Below are 16,788 nucleotides of genomic sequence, written 5' to 3'. Positions count from 1 at the left end.
GTGATGTGACGATAGTAGACTGATTGGTCTAGTGCAACGACGGAGGCGCAGATGTCTGCTCGGCAACGCTTGATCGAGACCACGGTCGCGCTCGTGCGCCGGCGCGGGGTTGGCAGTGCGAGCGTCTCGCAGATTCTGGAGAACAGCGGTCTGGCGCGCCGGACCCTCTACCTGAATTTTCCGGACGGCAAGCCCGAATTAATAGCCGCAGCAACCGAATCCGCCGCGGCTGGGTTTACCTGGATGCTCGAAGAGATGGTCGCCGAAGGTGATCCGATCGCCTCCGTCGATGCGTTCGTACGGGCGTGGGAGGGCGCCCTCGCCGAGGGCGATTTCTGCGCCGGATGTCCCATGGTTGCCGCCATCTTGGGGGGTGCGGAGGCGCCTGCCGCCGCCCGGGCCGCGGCGAACGCTTTCGCGCAGTGGATACGGCTCATCGCCGGTCCGCTCGAACGAGCCGGACTCGGGCCGGAGTCGGCCGAGGATCTCGCCACCACCGTCGTCGCGACAATCGAAGGCGCCGTGATCATGTCGATCGGGGTTCGCTCGCCGATTCCGTTGCAGCGTGCCGGCCGTGATCTGGCCGTGCTGATCGAGGCGAAGCTCGCGAGACCTACCTGAGCAAGGCGCCGTGCGGCCGCTCGGCCAGCGGCCTGCGCCGCACGATCCTCGGCCACCAGAACCACGGCCCCATCAACGCGGCGATCGACGGTGTCATGAATGCCCGCACCACGAGCGTGTCGAACAGCAGGCCGAGTCCGATCGTCGTCCCGACCTGGGCCACCACGATCATGCTGGACAGTGACATCGCCATCATCGTGAACGCAAACACCAGACCGGCCGCGGTCACCACCGAACCGCTGCCGCCCATCGCGCGGATGATGCCGGTGTTGATGCCCGCCGGTACCTCCTCTTTCATTCTCGCGACCAGGAGCAGGTTGTAGTCGGCGCCGACCGCCAACAAGATGATGACCGCCATCGCGATCACGACGAATTGCAAAGGCATCCCGAGGATGTGCTGCCACAGCAGAATCGACAACCCGAACGACGTTCCCAGGGACAGCACGACGGTGCCGACGATGACCGCTGCCGCGACCAGGCTGCGGGTGATCAGCAGCATGATGATGAAGATCAGCGAGAGCGCCGCCAGTCCGGCGATCCGTAGGTCGTAAGAGTTGCCGTCCTGCATGTCTTTGAATGCCGACGCGGTGCCGCCCAGATAGACCTGCGAGCCTTCCAGCGGCGTGCCCTTGATGGCCTCGAAGACCGCGGCCTTGATCGCGTCGATACGGCTCATGCCCGCCTCCGACATCGGGTCGTCCTCGTGGGAGATCACGAACCGGGCCGCGTGGCCGTCGGGGGAGATGAAGTTCTTCATGCCCCGCTTGATGACGTCGTTGTCGAAGATCTCCGGCGGGGCGTAGAACGTGTCGTCGTTGAACGAGTCGTTGAATGCCGCGGCCATGGCCGAGGAGTCCTCGTTCAACGCCGCCATCTGATCCTGTATCCCGGACTGGCTGGCCTGTAGCGTCAGCATCATGATCCGCATCCGCTTCATCGACTCGATCGTCGGCTCCATCAGCGAAACTATCTGCGGCATAATGGAATCAAGCTGATGTAGGTCGGGCAGCAAATTCTGGATGTCGTCGCTCATCGTGTCGACGCCGTCGAGTGCGTCGAAGGTCGACCGAACCGCCCAGCACAGCGGAATGTTGTAGCAGTGCGGTTCCCAGTACAGGTAATTGCGGATCGGGCGGAAGAAGTCGTCGAAGTCGGCGATGTGGTTGCGCAACTCCGCGATGTCCAGCGCCATCTCGTCGGTCTTGCTCACCAACCCGTGCATGGTGCCGCTCAGCTGTTCCATCACAGTGATCATCTGCGTCATCGTGTTGATGGTCTTCTGCATGTCCTCGCCCTGCACCAGCATGTCGGCCATCCGGTCCTGCATGTAGGACCGGTTCATCGTCTGCAGTGAGCCGCTGATGCTCATCTGGGCCGGAATTGTGCTGTATTTCAGCGGCTTTCCGTCAGGGCGGGTGATGGATTGGACGCGGCCGATGCCGGGCACTCGGGTGACCGCCTTGGCGATCCGGTCGAGCACCAGGAAGTCGGCCGAGTTTCGCAGGTCCTGGTTGGTCTCGATGAGCAGCATCTCGGGATTCATCCGGGCGGCGGGAAAGTGCCGCGCGGCCGCCGCGAGTCCCTGGTTGGCGGGCATGTCGGCGGGCAGGTACTTGGCGTCGTCGTAATTGGGCCGGTAGCCGGGGATGGCCACGAGACCGATCAGCGCGACCATGACCGTCGCGAACAGAACACCCGCGGGCCAGCGCACCACAAGTGCGCCGAGCTTGCGCCAGAACCGAATCCGCATGGCCCGCTTGGGCTCCAGCAGCCCGAAACGGCTGGCCACCGTGACGATGGCCGGGCCGAGTGTGAGCGCCGAGACCACCGCCACCACCATGCCGATGGCCAGTGGGACGCCCAGCGTACTGAAGTAGGGCAGCCGGGTGAACGACAGGCAGAAGGTCGCGCCGGCGATCGTCATGCCCGAGGCCAGCACCACATGGGTGGTGCCACGAAACATCGTGTAATAGGCCGACTCTCGGTCCTGGCCATCGACGCGGGCTTCTTGGTAACGGCCGATGAGAAAGATGGCGTAGTCAGTGGTGGCGGCGAGCGCAAGTGGCACCAGGATCTGCGTGACGAACGTCGTCAAGCCGATCACGTTGTGCCAGGCCAAAAATGCGACGACACCCTGCGTCACCGACAGGCCCATGACGAGGATCACCAGGACCAGTCCGACGGTGACGACCGAGCGGTAGAAGAACAGCAACATGAAGATGATCACCGCGACGGTGGCGATCTTGACCACCTGGATACTCTTGGCGCCCTCCAGCAACTGGTCGGCCTGCATGGCCGAGCCCCCGGTCACGTAGGCCTTGACGCCCGGCGGTGCGGGCAGTCCCTTGACGATCTGCTGGACCGCTGCGACGGACTCGTTTCCGAGCGACTCACCTATGTTGCCGCCGAGGGCGACCTGTACGTAGACGGCTTTCCCGTCGGCGCTCAGCGCGCCGGCCTCGGTGAGCGGATCACCCCAGAAGTCCTGGACGTGCTTGACGTGGGTGGGGTCGGCCCGAAGCTTGGCGACCATGTCGTTGTAGTAGCGGCGCGCGTCCTCGCCGAGGGGGTTGTCGCCCTCCAGGACGATCATCGCCGCGCTATCGGTGCTGGATTCCTCGAAGACCTTGCCCGAGCGCATCATCGCGATCACCGCCGGAGCGTCCTTCGGCGACACCGACACCGCGCGTTCCTGGCCGACCACATCGAGCGACGGGACGAACACGGTGAGAATGCCGATGAGGACGAGCCAGCCCAGGATGATCGGGATCGCCAACCGGCGAATCCAGGTGGCCACCCCCGATCGCGGCGGCTGACCAGCGGAGACCTCGTCCCGCCTGTGCGGCGCCTCGATATCAGTCCCCACGGCGACAGTCATAGCAGATGGCGAGGCGTCCGGGGGGACGTCGATCAGATCGGGATCAGCGGAGCAGCTCGCCGTGCGGTCGCGTGGACAGCGGCTTGGGCCGCACGATCTTCGGCCACCAGAACCAGGGACCCATCATTGCGGCGATCGCCGGTGTCATGAATGCCCGCACCACCAGGGTGTCGAACAGCAGGCCCAGACCGATCGTCGTGCCCACCTGGGCGACCACGACCATGGCGCTGACCGACATCGAGATCATCGTGAACGCGAACACCAGGCCGGCCGCGGTCACCACCGAACCGCTGCCGCCCATCGCGCGGATGATGCCGGTGTTGATGCCCGCCGGTATCTCTTCCTTCATTCTCGCGACCAGGAGCAGGTTGTAGTCGGCGCCCACCGCCAACAGAATGATGACCGCCATCGCCATCACCATGAACTGCAGCTCCATGCCCAGGATGTGTTGCCACAGCAGCACTGAGAGTCCGAAGGACGCACCGAGCGAGAGCACCACGGTGCCGACGATCACCGCCGCCGCCACGATACTTCGGGTGATCAGCAACATGATGATGAAGATCAGTGACAGCGCGGCCACACCGGCGATCAACAGGTCGTACTCGTTGCCTTCCTGCATGTCCTTGAACGTCGACGCGGTACCGCCCAGATAGACCTTCGAGCCTTCCAGCGGTGTGCCCTTGATGGCCTCGAAGACCGCGGCCTTGATCGCGTCGATTCGGTCGATCCCGTCGGCCGAAAGCGGGTCTTCCTCGTGGGAGATGATGAACCGCGCCGCGTGGCCATTGGGGGAGATGAAATTCTTTATGCCGCGCTTGAATTCGTCGTTGTCGAAAATCTCCGGCGGCAAGTAGAACGTGTCGTCGTTGAGCGCGTCGTTGAACGCCGAGGCCATTGCCGACTGGTTTTCGCTCAACGCGGCCTGCTGATCCTGCTGGCCGGCCTGGGTGGCCTGTTGGGTCAGCATCATGATCCGCATCCGCTTCATCGACTCGATCGACGACTTCATCAGCGGAACCATCTGGGGCATAATGGCATCCAGCCGGTGCATATCCGGCAGCAGCTCCTGGATGTCGTCGACCATGGTGTCGACCCCGTCCAGCGTGTCGAACACCGAACGCGTCGACCAGCACAGCGGAATGCTGTAGCAGTGCGGTTCCCAGTAGAGGTAATTGCGGATCGGGCGGAAGAAGTCGTCGAACTCGGAGATGTGGTTGCGTAGCTCGGCGATGTCGAGATACATCTGGTCCATCTTGGTCACCATGTCGTGCATGGTGCCGGTCATCTTCTCCATCAAGTTGATCATCTGCGTCATCGTGTTGATGGTGTCTTGCATCTGCTCGCCCTGGACCAGCATGTCGGCCATGCGGTCCTGCATGTAGGAGCGGTTCATCGTCTGCCCGGTGCCGCCCATGGCGATCTGAGCGGGAATCGTGCTGTACTCCAACGGCTTTCCGGCCGGGCGGGTGATCGACTGGACTCGGCCGATGCCCGGGACCTTGGAGATGGCCTTGCTGATGCGCTCGATGATCAGGAAGTCCGATGAATTGCGCAGGTCCTGGTCGGTCTCCAGCAACAGCATTTCGGGGTTCATCCGGGCGATCGGAAAGTGCCGCTCCGCCGCGGCGAACCCTTCGTTGGCGGGCAGGTCGGCAGGCAGGTATTTGCGGTCGTTGTAGTTCGGCTGGTAGCCCGGCAGGGTGATCAGACCCACCAGCGCGATCATGATCGTCGCGAACAGGATGCCGGCCGGCCACCGCACCACGAGTGCGCCCAGCTTGCGCCAGAACCGGATCCGCATCGCCCGCTTGGGCTCCAGTAGGCCGAAGCGGCTGGCCACCGTGACGATCGCGGCGCCGAGCGTCAGCGCCGAAACCACCGCGACCACCATGCCCACCGCGAGCGGCACGCCCAGCGACTTGAAGTACGGCAACCGGGTGAAGGACAGGCAGAAGGTCGCGCCGGCGATCGTCATACCGGAGGCCAGCACCACGTGCGCGGTGCCGTGATACATCGTGTAGTAGGCCGACTCTTTGTCTTCCCCGATCGAGCGGGCCTCTTGATATCGGCCAATCAGGAAGATCGCATAGTCCGTCGTCGCGGCTATCGCCAGTGTCACCAATAGCTGGGTCGCGAATGGCGACAGACCTATGAGGTTGTGATAGCCCAGGAACGCCACCGCGCCGCGGGTCACTGTCAGACCCAGAATCAACATCACCAGAACCAGCCCGACGGTGACGATCGACCGGTAGAAGAACAGCAACATGATGACGATGACGGCGATTGTCGTGATCTCGATGATCCGGATGCTCTTGTCGCCGGCGAGCTGCTGATCGGCCTGCAGCGCCGGACCACCGGTCACGAAAACCTTGACGCCCGGCGGCGGCGACAGGCCCTTGACGATCTTCTGGACCGCCTCGACCGAGTCGTTGCCGAGTGTCTCGCCCATGTTTCCGGCCAGGGCGACCTGCACGTAGACGGCCTTCTGGTCGGAGCTCAGCGCGCCCGCCTCGGTGAGCGGATCACCCCAGAAGTCCTGAATGTGCTGCACATGGGTGGTGTCGGCCCGCAGCTTGGTGATCATGTCGAGGTAGAACTGGCGGGCGTCCTCGCCGAGGGGCTTGTCGCCCTCCAGGACGATCATCGCCGAGCTGTCGGAGTCGGACTCTTCGAAGACTTTGCCCGAGCGCATCATCGCGATCACCGACGGCGCGTCCTTGGGGGACATCGAGACGGCCCGCAGCTTGCCGACCTCTTCCAGCTGCGGAACGACCGAGTTCAGGACGACGATCAGGCCGATCCAGGCCAGGATGATCGGCACCGCCAGCCGGCGGATCCACTTGGCCACAAACGACCGCTGCGGCTGGTCGGCGCTGACCTCGCGCTCTACGGTCGGCGTGCTCACCAAGCCCCCTTGGCTCGACGTCCGGCAATTTACTTAGACAGTTTTACCAGACGCTGCGTCTTGTTTGTCAGGCGAGGTAACGAGGTTCTTCAGATCGCCGGGTGCAGCGGCGCGCAGGCACTTGTCGGCACTGGACGGCAACTACGTCGTCAACGGCGTGTGGCCGCCGGCCAACGGCTACTTCTAGATCACAGACTGCCGATGTCGTCGGGCACGTCGACGGCGTACTCCTGCAATGTCTCCAACGGGACGACCTCCAACGTCCGTTCGTGGGTGCAGGCCAGCACCACCGGCGCGGCATGCCCATCGGTGTGGGCGCGCAACCAGTTCAGTGCCGTGACGCACCACCGGTCGCCGGGGGTCAGGCCGGGGAACCGGTATTGCGGCATCGGAGTCGACAGGTCGTTGCCGATCGAGCGCTGGTGTTCGAGGAAGTCGGCGGTCACCACCGCGCAGATGGTGTGCCGGCCGGCGTCCTCCGGGCCGGTCGAACAACACCCGTCGCGATAGAACCCGGTCATCGGGTCGGTACCGCAGGGTTCGAGGGGACCGCCGAGCACATTGCGATCAGCCATGTGACTCAGTATCGCGTGACGGGGGAAGCGATGAGGCTCGACCGCCATTTTCGTGTCGGCCACGGCGACGCCAGCCACGGTAACCGCGGTGGGCGGCGAATGCTCCGATGATCGCGGTGATGCACCAGATCCCGACGGCGACGTAGGCAAGCGGCGAGGACAGATCCGAGATCGACGCCCCCAACGCGGTGTACACGAAGGCTCGCGGTGCCGATCCGATGAAAGCCCCGATCGCCATCTGCCACAACGGCATTCCGAACGCCCCGAACGCGTAGGACGCCAGCGCGTCGGAGATGCCCGGCACGAACCGCTGACCCACGACCGCCCACAGGCCGCGGCGCTGGATCTGCGCGTCGATGCGCCCCGACCAGTCCGGCCCGATCAGTACCCGGGCGCTGTCCCGGCCGGCGCGGCGACCGAGGAGGGCGGCGATCATCGCCGTCGACACCGTCGACCCCAGGGTCACGAACGTGCCGAGCACCGGCCCGAACAACACACCGCTGCCGGCGGCCAAGAGCGGGCCGGGGACGAACACCGCGGCCAGTAAAGCCGAAATCGCGAGATACACCAGGGGAGCCAGCGGCCCGGTTGAGGCCACCGCATCGCGAATCTGTTCCACGTCGATGATCCGGGACACCGCCACCAGATAGAACAGGCCGAGCAGGAACGCGACGAACAGCGCGAGCCGCAGGATGTGAGGCCATCGGCGGGCAACCGGTGGATCGTTGTTCTCAGCCACTCAGTCTTTGTAGTAGACGATCTGGTGGCTTGTCGCCAGCAGTGTCCCGTCCCGGCCCCAGATCTGCGCGGCCTGGTCGAAATAGCCGCGCGCAAAGCGCTGCGCCTGCGCTGTGGCCAGCACGTAGTCGGTGCCCTGTGCGGCCAGCTCGGTGCCGTCGACGTGGAAGTAGGTCGTCAGCGAGACCGTGCCCGCGGGCAGCATCCGCCCGCGGCGCAGGAACACCCTCGGGTAGAACACATCGGCCAGGGCGCTGAGCGCGGCGAAGTCGAGCGCCCGGGCCGGACGCTGCCGCACCCACAGCGTTGTCGTGGACGAGGCGCTCTCGGCGGGCTCGGTGGGCACACCGCCGGCCACGTAGTGCATGTCGTAGTTGCGCATCCACGGGACCGGTCCGGGAAGTGTTGTGTGCGCGACGCTTTCGGGATCGGGAGCGTCGGGCATCGTCGCTTCGGTGTCGGACCACGCGTCCCGGCGCAGCCCGAACACGGCGGTGGCGGTCGTGGTTGGTCCGTGCTCCTGAGTCACCTCGGCGGTCCAGTGCTGGTTGGTCCGGTTGGTGCGGACGGGCCGCACCGCGATGTCGAAATCGCCGTCGGTCACCGCGGCGAGATAGTTGACGGTCAGCGCGACGGGTTCGCCGATCCGGTCCGGGTGCTGTTCGATCGCCCGCACGATCGCCGCGGCGGTCACCCCGCCGAACGGGCCGACCATGTTCGCGAACTCTGGGGTGGTCTGGGCGGAGTGGTGCCCGATTCCATTGTCGGTCAAGCTGATTGCCGTGTCGAAGGCGTGGGCGGTGGTCGTGGTCATCGGATCGTCTTTCCGGTCTTGGCGGGCCGCGCACCAGGGCCGGGTCGTGGCTCGGTGTCGTAGGCGGTCAGGGGAGTCTGGTCGACGCTGCAGCGCAGCGTCAGTTCGACGGGATGGCCACAGTCGCGGTGGGTGACCTCGACCGGCGGGCCGGCCGGGTCGGCCGCCCATTTGTCGCCCCACTGCATCAGCGCGATCACCGCGGGCAGCAGATCGCGGCCTTTCTCGGTCAGCCGGTATTCGTGGCGTTCCCGTTGGCCGGCTTCCTGATACGGCTCCCGTCGCAGCACGCCTGCGGCCACGAGGGTGGCGAGCCGGTCGGTCAAGACCTGGCGGGGACAGCCGATGCGGGCCTGGAATCGTTCGAAGCGCCGTGCGCCGTAGAACGCCTCACGCAGGACCAGGAGCGTCCACTTCTCGCCGACCACGTCCAGTGCCCGCTTGACCGAACAGTTTTCGGCACTGATCAGGTCGCGGGCGGCGGACATGACGGCCAGCCTAGCAGAGTCTCAAATCCAGACTCAGATGGTGCGGCGAACGTCACTCGTGACGTTCGGGACGGTCAGACCAGTGTGGCCTTCAACGAGGAGAGGTCGGTCTTCATCAGCACGACGTTGTAGTTGCCCCACAGCGACATGTTCCAGTACAGGGTGCTCTCGTCGGGATCGCCGTTGCTGTCGACCAGTTTGCCGGTGCCCGACCACGGGTGGATCATCGGCGCGTACAGACCCGGGTACGTCGCCGAGGTCGCCACCGTGATCGGCGCCGACCACTGCCCGTTGGGCTCGTCGGCGTAGCGCAACTTGACGTTGTTGTTGCCGTCGCCGTACATCATCACGTACTTGCCCAGGTAATCGTTGTACTGGACCGACATCTCGCTGACATTGCCGCCGGTCTTGGCGCCGAACAGCCCGCCGAGCGTTCCACCCAACACGTTGGGGTTGTTGGCCCAGTCGATGATGGGCCCGAAAAGCCCTGCGGAACGGGTGGAATCGCCGACGATCGGGGTGGCGGCGACCGGCTTGCCGGTCACCCAGTCGTTGCCGTTCCAGTACTGGTACTTGGCGAGGTTGTTGACATCGCCGACGGCGACCCGGGACAGGTAGGCCGAGCCCGCGCGTCCCGACGGCGTGCCGAATGCGTAGAGGTACTGAGTCTCGCCCTCGGCGACCTGGTCGGCGGGCTGAAGGACGTAGGCCGCCTGCTGGAAGTTCTGGTTGCCGGGGACGTACGGCTTGGTCGAGCCGAACCAACTCGCCGAGCGGATGGTCGAGGGCACCAGGACCCACTTGTCGGTGTCCTGGTCGTACATCGAGATCGCCGAGTAGTTGGTGGTCCACCGGCCCGGGGTGTCCCAGGACTTGACCGACATGTAGTTGACGTACTGCTGGTTGTTCAGCGAGATGGCGGAGGTGGGGATGACCGTCACCTCGGATCCGAAGAACGGGAACAGCACACCCGAATTCCGCGGGATGAATTGGTAGGCGTAGCCGGTTTGCATCAGGCTCAGGCCGTTGGTCAGGTTGTTGTCCTTGCTGAGGAGCAAGACGTTCGAGCGCCAGTCGCCGGTCATGTTCGGCCCGCTGAAGGTGTCACCGAAAGCAAGCTGGATATTGCCGGTCAGACCGTTCTCCCACATGATCCCGAGATCGGTGCCCCAGATCCCGAACCCCTTGGTGTTGTTGGTCTGTGGCCAGCCGATGCCGGGGTAGGCGGTGTTGGACTGGCCCGTCACCCACCCGACCGGATACGACGGGATCGTGGTGGGCGCCGCGGCGGTCACCACGGCGGCGGACGAGACGCTGGCTGCGGCCGTCGGCGTGATCTCGCGCCGGCCCGATGTCGCGAGCCCGGTACCGACCAGGTTGAGGCCGACCGCAGACAGCAGCCGGTTCGCCGCCCGTGCCGGGCTGGGCTTGACCGCGGCCGCGACAGCCTTGGTGGAGCCGGCCGTGCCGGCGACGCTGGGCGCGGTGGTCTTCTTCGGGGTGCGCGCCGAGCTGCCGGTCGACTTGGGCTTGGCCGGAGCCGACGAGCCGGTCGCCGACTTGTGTGCCGAGGCACCCGAATCGCTGGACGCCTCGGCCCAGGCCATTCCGGCTCCACTGAGAATTGCTGTTCCGATGCCGAGGGCCACCGCCAGGCCGCCGAGGCGACCCACATACGCCGAGGCATTATTCGTCGAACTCATCACCATCTCCCCTTGGTATGAGCTGACGGTACCGCATCTGGCAAACCTCATGGCTCACTCTCGTCACGAGTGCGCAAACAAATTGCCCGCTCAAGCGGTTGCGAGATGCCAGCGCGCCGATGCGATCACGGCGATCGGGGTAAGACGTCGGCGAATCGTGACGCGACCGTGACTCGGACACGAGGAAACTCCAGGGGATTGCCATTTCGACGAATCCCTGGAATGATCTCTTTCTCGAACAGGCATTCAGGCCTATCTAAGGCCCCCGGCGAGGGCGAGTTCGCCACTTTGAAGAGGAATCTCATGAATTCGCCCATTGTTGGTGCCCGTATTGCCGCCGTTATCGGCGGCGCCGCTCTCATTGCCACGGCTTCGTTTGTGTCGTCGTGCAGCAAGACCGAGAACCAGGCTCCGTCCCCCTCGACGTCGACGGTCGCGCCGACGACGAGCAGTCCGCCGGCGACGCCCACCGAGAAGGTGATGAGCCCGACCGACGGCAACAAGTTCTCGCCGTCGGTGGTCGCACCCCCGGCTCCGACGGAGTCCGGCGGCAACCACCATCACGGACTCAACGGGACGTCGTAAGCTCCCGCGCGATCGCGGCGTGATAGCGGTCGATGTTGGCGGGGTTGACGATTCGGAAGAAGCCGTCCGGCATCGGAGAGTTCTTCGGCGCTTCGATGGTCATCGTGCGGGTGAACAACGTGATGCCTTCACCTGGTGTCGTGAAGTGATACTGCACGGTGATCCTGCCGTCCATGCCGCCGTTTCCCTCGCGATCATGGCCGAGCCGGCCCACCGAGTTGAACACCCACAGCTTGGGCCGTACCGCGATGGCCAGATGCCAGGTGAAGATGCGGTCGGAATCGGGGCCGCCCTCTTCCCAGGTGTCGCCCACCGCCAGTGGCAGCGAGTCGAGCTTGCCGACGTAGTTGCTTCCGGGATACGTCTTGGTCCAGTTAGCCGGATTGGTGACGAAGTCATACAGCGTCTCGGGTGACTGGCTGAAGGCCGTCTCCGAGCTCGTGGTCACGATGCCCAATTGCGTTGCCTTTCTTGTCTGCTGTGTGGGAAGTTTACACATTCGCGTAAATTTGTAACTGCAGGGCGTCGGCTGAGGGTATGGTCCAACGGTGCGTTCGGTTGTGCGCTTCGGCGCCCACGTTGGCCGCGGTGTGCGGCGCCTTGCCCTTGACAGCGCATTGGGTGGTAGACGGTCGTTTCCGCGCCGGATCGGCGACCTCACACCCGCGGCACTGTCGGCGATCTTGGGTCGGCGTGTCGAGTCGGTGACCCAGCTCGACGGCGCGGCAGGCACTTCGAGCCGCGCCCGCCTCGCGCTGCGCGGCGAGGGCGTGCCGTCATCGGTCTTCGTGAAGATGTCGGCTGCCGGCGCCGGGATCAGGATGTTGGGGGAGCTGGCCGGGCTCGGCGAGACCGAGGCCCGGTTCTATCGCGAGCTGGCGCCCGAGCTGGGTGCCGGCGTTCCGCGTTCGTACGGTTCGGCGTTCGACAGCCTGACCGGTCGTTTCGTCGTCGTACTCGAGGACATGTCCACCACGCCATGCCAGTTCCCGGACACGCTGCACCCGCTGGCGGCCGATCAGATGGCACAACTCGTCGAAGTACTGGCCGGTGTGCACGCGACGTTCTGGGGCCGGTTGCCGCAAAAGTCCGGTGGCGGTGGGCAACTCGGCTGGCTGATGGCACCCGCAGATGACCCGGCCAATCTCATGACGCCCGCGGTGATGCGGATGTCGGCGCGTCGGTTGGCTGCCAAGACGTCGATACCGGTACACGCCGGCCGCTACATCTGGGAGAACTTTCACGCCGCCACCGCTGCGATCGACAGCGGTCCGCACACCGTGCTGCACGGCGATTCCCATCCGGGGAACACGTACTTCCGCGACGGCAGGGCCGGGCTGCTGGACTGGCAGGTCGTCCGGCGCGGCCATCCGTCCCGCGACCTCGCGTATGCGATCGTGCTCGGAACCCCGGTCGGCGAACGGTCACGTGTCGAACGTGATCTGCTCGACACCTATCGCAGCGCGCTGGCCGCCCAGGGCGGCCCGCAACTGGACCGCGACGAACTCTTCACGCGCTATCGGCAAGCCGTTGTGCACCCGTATGTTTCGGGCCTGGCCACCGCCGGCCTCGGCGGGATGCAGGACGACGGCGTGGCGCTCGAGGGCCTGCGGCGGGCAGTGACGGCCTTGGCGGAACTCGATACCGTCGCCGCGCTGCAACGCAGTCGCTGAGACTACTTGGGGCAGTTGATGGTGACGTACGCGAGACCTTGGGTGCCCGCCGACCCCGCCGTGTTGATATCGGTCACGGTGCACTGTGACAGCGGGGAAAGCGGGGCGCCGTTTTCGTACTGCAACTGCACGTCGTAGCCTGCGGCGTCGAGGTCACCGATGGTGGCGGCAGCGGATTCCGAGCCCGGCTCAGGGATGTTCGGCGGATCGGCAACGGCCAACGGGGCCAAGGCAATCGAGGTGCAGACGGCGATCAGCAGCGGTGCGACGTAGCGCGGTTCGAGCGACATCGGGGTCCTTCCTGGACGGCCGGCTCATAGGGCTGCCGTCAAGGATGACAGCAAAGTCATGGCCGGACTTGCCGCTGTGCGAACGGCGGCTGAACAGGTTTCGAACAGCCGACGACCCGTCAGGTCTGCGGCGGCGTGCTCGCGTCCACCGACGGGCGATCCGTCGACTCCTTCGGTTCGGGCCATGGCTGCGGCATCGGGCGCTGACGCACCCGCTGAGGCCACCAGAACCACTTGCCGAGCAAGGCCGCGATCGAGGGCGTCATGAACGAACGCACCACGAGTGTGTCGAACAACAGGCCCAGCGCGATCGTCGTTCCCACCTGACCGCCGACGCGCAGCGGGCTGATCGACATCGAGGCCATGGTGAAGGCGAACACCAGGCCGGCCGACGTCACCACCGAACCACTGCCCGCCATCGCCCGGATGATGCCGGTGTTCAGCCCGGCGTGGATCTCTTCTTTGAACCGCGCCACCAGTAGCAGGTTGTAGTCCGAGCCCACCGCCAGCAGGATGATCACCGCCATGGCGATGACCATCCAATGCAACGGTTGGCCCAGGATGTGTTGCCACAGCAGGACCGAGAGTCCGAACGAGGCGCCGAGCGAGAGCACCACCGTGCCGACGATCACCGCCGCTGCCACCACGCTTCGGGTGATCACCAGCATGATGACGAAAATCAGGCACAGGGCGGCGATTCCGGCGATCATCAGGTCGTAGTTGGCGCCGTGCTGCATATCCTTGTAGACCGATGCGGTGCCGCCCAGATAGACCTTCGAGCCCTCCAGCGGGGTGCCCTTGATCGCCTCGAATGCGGCGTTCTTGATCTTGTCGATGTGCGAGATGCCTTCCGGCGTCGCGGGGTCTCCTTCATGGGAGATGATGAACCGCACCGCTTTTCCGTCCGGTGAGACGAACATCTTCAGGCCGCGCTTGAACTCCGGGTTGTCGAATACCTCGGGCGGCAGATAGAACGAGTCGTCGTTCTTCGACGCGTCGTACGCCTGCCCCAACGCGGTTGCGTTGGCCTGCATCGCATCCATCTGATCCTGGAGGCCGCCCATCGTCGACTGCATGGTCAGCATCGTCGACTTCATGGTCTTCATGGTCGCGATCATCGGCGGCATGATCTCGACCATCTTCGGCATCAGCACGTCGAGCTTGTCCATGTCGACGACCAGTGCGCCGAGATCGTCACTGAGAGTGTCGATTCCGTCCAGAGCGTCGAAGATCGACCGGAAGGAGAAGCACAGCGGGATGTCGTAGCAGTGCGGTTCCCAGTAGAAGTAGTTGCGGATCGGCCGGAAGAAGTCGTCGAAATTGGAGATCTGGTCCCGGATCTGGTTCGTGTCGGCGACCATCTGCTTGGTCTTGCCGACCATGCTGTGGGTGATCCCGACCATCTCTTTGGTCAGCGCCAGCATGCGCTCCATGGTGTCGATGGTGACCTGCAGCTCGTCGCCCATCTTCAACATGTCCTTCATGCGGTCCTGCATGTAGGACATGTTCATCGTCTGGTTGGTGCCCTGCATGCTGATGATGAACGGGATCGAGGTGTGCTCGATCGGCGTACCCAGCGGACGGGTGATGGTCTGTACTCGGCCGATACCCGGAATGTGGAAGACCGTCTTGGCAATCCGGTCGACGACCAACATGTCGGCCGGGTTGCGCACATCGTGGTCGGTTTCGACGAGCAGCAGCTCGGGATTCATCCGGGCTTGCGGGAAGTGCCGGTCGGCGGCCGCGTAGCCCTGGTTGGCCGGAATGTCGTCAGGCAGGTAGTTGCGGTCGTTGTAGTTGGTCGTATACGACGGCAGCGCGATCAGCCCGATCAATGCCAACGCGATCGAAGCGACGAGGATCGGTCCGGGCCAGCGGACCACGGCGGTTCCGACCCTCCGCCACATGTGGGTGTTCATCTTCCGCTTGGGCTCGAACAGCCCGAATCGGGCGCCGATCGAGATGACGGCAGCGCCGAGCGTCAGTGCCGCGAGCACCACCACCAACATGCCGATGGCCAGTGGGTAGCCCAGCGATTGGAAATAGGGCAGCCGGGTGAAGTGCAGGCAGAAGGTCGCGCCCGCGATGGTCAGGCCGGAGCCCAGGATCACGTGCGCGGTGCCGTGGTACATCGAGTAGAAGGCCGTCTCACGGTCTTCGCCGGCCAATCTCGCTTCGTGGTAGCGGCCGATCAGGAAGATCGCATAATCGGTGGCCGCCGCAATCGCCAGAGTGGCCAGCAGGTTCACCGCGAAGGTCGACAGACCGATGATCTGGTAGTTGCCGAGGAACGCGATGACTCCCCGGGCGGCGGTGAGTTCGGTGAACACCATGACCAGCACGAGGATCACCGTCGTGATGGACCGGTAGACCAAGAGCAGCATCACGAAGATGACGATGATCGTGACCAGTTCGACGGTCCTGACGGCCGAGTCACCGACGTTGTGCTGATCGTGGCTCAATGCCGTTGGACCCGTCACGAAAACCTTGATTCCGGCCGGCGGCGGATTCGCGTTGACGATCTTCTGCACCGCATCGATCGACTCGTTGGCCAAGGCCTCACCCTGGTTGCCGGCCAGATAGAGCTGGACGTAGGCGGCCTTGCCGTCGGCGCTCTGCGAGCCCGCGGCGGTCAGCGGATCGCCCCAGAAGTCCTGGATGTGTTCGACGTGTTTGGTGTCGGCGCGCAGCTTCTGGATCAGGTTGTCGTAATAGTGGTGCGCCTCGGCGCCCAGCGGCTGGTCGCCTTCCAGCAGCACCATCGCGCTGCTGTTGGAGTCGAACTCCTGGAAGGTCTTGCCGACCTGCTTCATCGCCTTCATCGACGGCGCGTCTTCGGGCGCCAGCGACACCGTGTGCTCTTGGCTCACCTGTTCCAGCGAGGGCACGGCGACGCTGAGGACGACGACGAGCCCGAGCCACAGCAGCACGATCGGCACCGAGAACGCCCGAACGAAACGGGGGATGAGCGGGTTCTTCTTGGGCGGGCTCTGGAGATCGGTCATGCGGACTTCACCAGGCAGAAGGTCTGGGCGTTGACACCGGTCGAGGTCTTCTCGTCTTTGAGCACACCGTCGACCAGGATGCGGCAGCCGATGGTGTCGGTGTCGCCCTGAGCCACGATATTGGCGCTGGCAGCCGGTGCGGTCGTGGTGAGCGTCAGCGACCAGGGCAGCGTGATGTCACGCGCGATCTGCGGCTGGGCGTCGAGGTCTAGGTAGTTGATGGTTGCCACCGCGCCCTCGGGGCCGAAGATCTGATACGTCACCTGCTTGGGATTGAACGGTTTGGTGTCATTGGCCAGGCCGCTGCCCGGCCGCGTGAGCTCCGTCTTGCCGAAGACGCCGTGCAGGCGGACGACGCCGAACGCCGCCACGGCGACAACGATGAGGATGACCAGCGGTATCCATGCCCGCCTCAGTGCCTTGACCATAGGATTCCCCGACGAGATTACGACGCCGGCACGGACAGCGCGATGACTCCTTCAGCGCCGTTCGTGAGCGCGGCCGTCCGTCTCA

14 protein-coding genes are annotated in these 16,788 nt (G+C 64.7%); 3 read left to right on the top strand and 11 right to left on the bottom strand.

Annotation, left to right across the window (positions count from 1 at the left end):
* Positions 1-51 precede the first annotated feature (51 nt).
* The gene (locus HPC46_RS18490) at positions 52-621 is read left to right on the top strand and encodes a TetR/AcrR family transcriptional regulator (protein ID WP_179472488.1); all 570 of its coding nucleotides are present in this window, start codon (positions 52-54) and stop codon (positions 619-621) included.
* On the opposite strand, the gene HPC46_RS18485 is transcribed toward HPC46_RS18490, so the two are convergent.
* The 7 genes from HPC46_RS18485 to HPC46_RS18455 all read right to left on the bottom strand — a co-directional run bounded on the left by HPC46_RS18485 (position 614) and on the right by HPC46_RS18455 (position 10,722).
* Positions 614-3,499 (bottom strand): MMPL/RND family transporter, encoded by a 2,886-nt coding sequence (locus tag HPC46_RS18485; RefSeq protein ID WP_218894358.1) that lies wholly within the window; start codon positions 3,497-3,499, stop codon positions 614-616. The two genes, HPC46_RS18490 and HPC46_RS18485, sit on opposite strands and share 8 nt — an antisense overlap.
* 43 nt (positions 3,500-3,542) lie before the next feature.
* Complete coding sequence (locus HPC46_RS18480) at positions 3,543-6,404, bottom strand: MMPL/RND family transporter (RefSeq protein ID WP_179472486.1); 2,862 nt, start codon at positions 6,402-6,404, stop codon at positions 3,543-3,545.
* Between the two features lie 188 nt (positions 6,405-6,592).
* A complete protein-coding gene (locus HPC46_RS18475) occupies positions 6,593-6,979 on the bottom strand; it encodes a DUF2237 family protein (protein WP_179472484.1) in 387 nt (128 codons plus the stop codon).
* Positions 6,972-7,718, bottom strand: coding sequence for a TVP38/TMEM64 family protein (locus HPC46_RS18470; protein WP_179472482.1), 747 nt, complete (start codon positions 7,716-7,718; stop codon positions 6,972-6,974). The genes HPC46_RS18475 and HPC46_RS18470 overlap by 8 nt, the downstream gene beginning before the upstream one ends.
* Entirely contained in the window at positions 7,719-8,531 is an 813-nt protein-coding gene (locus HPC46_RS18465) for an acyl-CoA thioesterase (RefSeq protein WP_179472480.1), read from the bottom strand.
* The gene (locus HPC46_RS18460) at positions 8,528-9,019 is read right to left on the bottom strand and encodes a winged helix-turn-helix transcriptional regulator (protein ID WP_179472478.1); all 492 of its coding nucleotides are present in this window, start codon (positions 9,017-9,019) and stop codon (positions 8,528-8,530) included. The genes HPC46_RS18465 and HPC46_RS18460 overlap by 4 nt, the downstream gene beginning before the upstream one ends.
* A gap of 74 nt (positions 9,020-9,093) precedes the next feature.
* Positions 9,094-10,722 carry a glycoside hydrolase family 183 protein gene (locus HPC46_RS18455; RefSeq protein WP_179472476.1) on the bottom strand — a complete coding sequence of 543 codons (1,629 nt, stop codon included), beginning with the start codon at positions 10,720-10,722 and terminating at the stop codon, positions 9,094-9,096.
* Positions 10,723-11,025: 303 nt separating this feature from the next.
* Here HPC46_RS18455 and HPC46_RS18450 point away from each other — a divergent pair, with 303 nt between their 5' ends.
* Entirely contained in the window at positions 11,026-11,307 is a 282-nt protein-coding gene (locus HPC46_RS18450) for a hypothetical protein (protein WP_179472474.1), read from the top strand.
* Here HPC46_RS18450 and HPC46_RS18445 read toward each other — a convergent pair.
* Entirely contained in the window at positions 11,291-11,764 is a 474-nt protein-coding gene (locus tag HPC46_RS18445) for an SRPBCC family protein (protein WP_179472472.1), read from the bottom strand. The two genes, HPC46_RS18450 and HPC46_RS18445, sit on opposite strands and share 17 nt — an antisense overlap.
* A gap of 91 nt (positions 11,765-11,855) precedes the next feature.
* Here HPC46_RS18445 and HPC46_RS18440 point away from each other — a divergent pair, with 91 nt between their 5' ends.
* Positions 11,856-12,980: a phosphotransferase family protein gene (locus HPC46_RS18440; protein ID WP_179472470.1), complete on the top strand. Its 1,125-nt coding sequence runs from the start codon at positions 11,856-11,858 to the stop codon at positions 12,978-12,980.
* 2 nt (positions 12,981-12,982) lie between these two features.
* Here HPC46_RS18440 and HPC46_RS18435 read toward each other — a convergent pair whose 3' ends face one another.
* The 3 genes from HPC46_RS18435 to HPC46_RS18425 all read right to left on the bottom strand — a co-directional run bounded on the left by HPC46_RS18435 (position 12,983) and on the right by HPC46_RS18425 (position 16,703).
* Entirely contained in the window at positions 12,983-13,270 is a 288-nt protein-coding gene (locus HPC46_RS18435) for a hypothetical protein (protein WP_179472468.1), read from the bottom strand.
* A 119-nt stretch (positions 13,271-13,389) separates the two neighbouring features.
* A complete protein-coding gene (locus tag HPC46_RS18430; RefSeq protein WP_179472466.1) occupies positions 13,390-16,275 on the bottom strand; it encodes an MMPL/RND family transporter in 2,886 nt (961 codons plus the stop codon).
* Complete coding sequence (locus tag HPC46_RS18425; protein WP_179472464.1) at positions 16,272-16,703, bottom strand: MmpS family transport accessory protein; 432 nt, start codon at positions 16,701-16,703, stop codon at positions 16,272-16,274. The genes HPC46_RS18430 and HPC46_RS18425 overlap by 4 nt, the downstream gene beginning before the upstream one ends.
* Positions 16,704-16,788 lie beyond the last annotated feature (85 nt).

Origin of the sequence: Mycolicibacterium vinylchloridicum (assembly GCF_013404075.1) — a bacterium.
Classification (GTDB): Bacteria; Actinomycetota; Actinomycetes; order Mycobacteriales; family Mycobacteriaceae; genus Mycobacterium; species Mycobacterium vinylchloridicum.
This window is presented reverse-complemented; position numbering and strand designations above follow the sequence as displayed.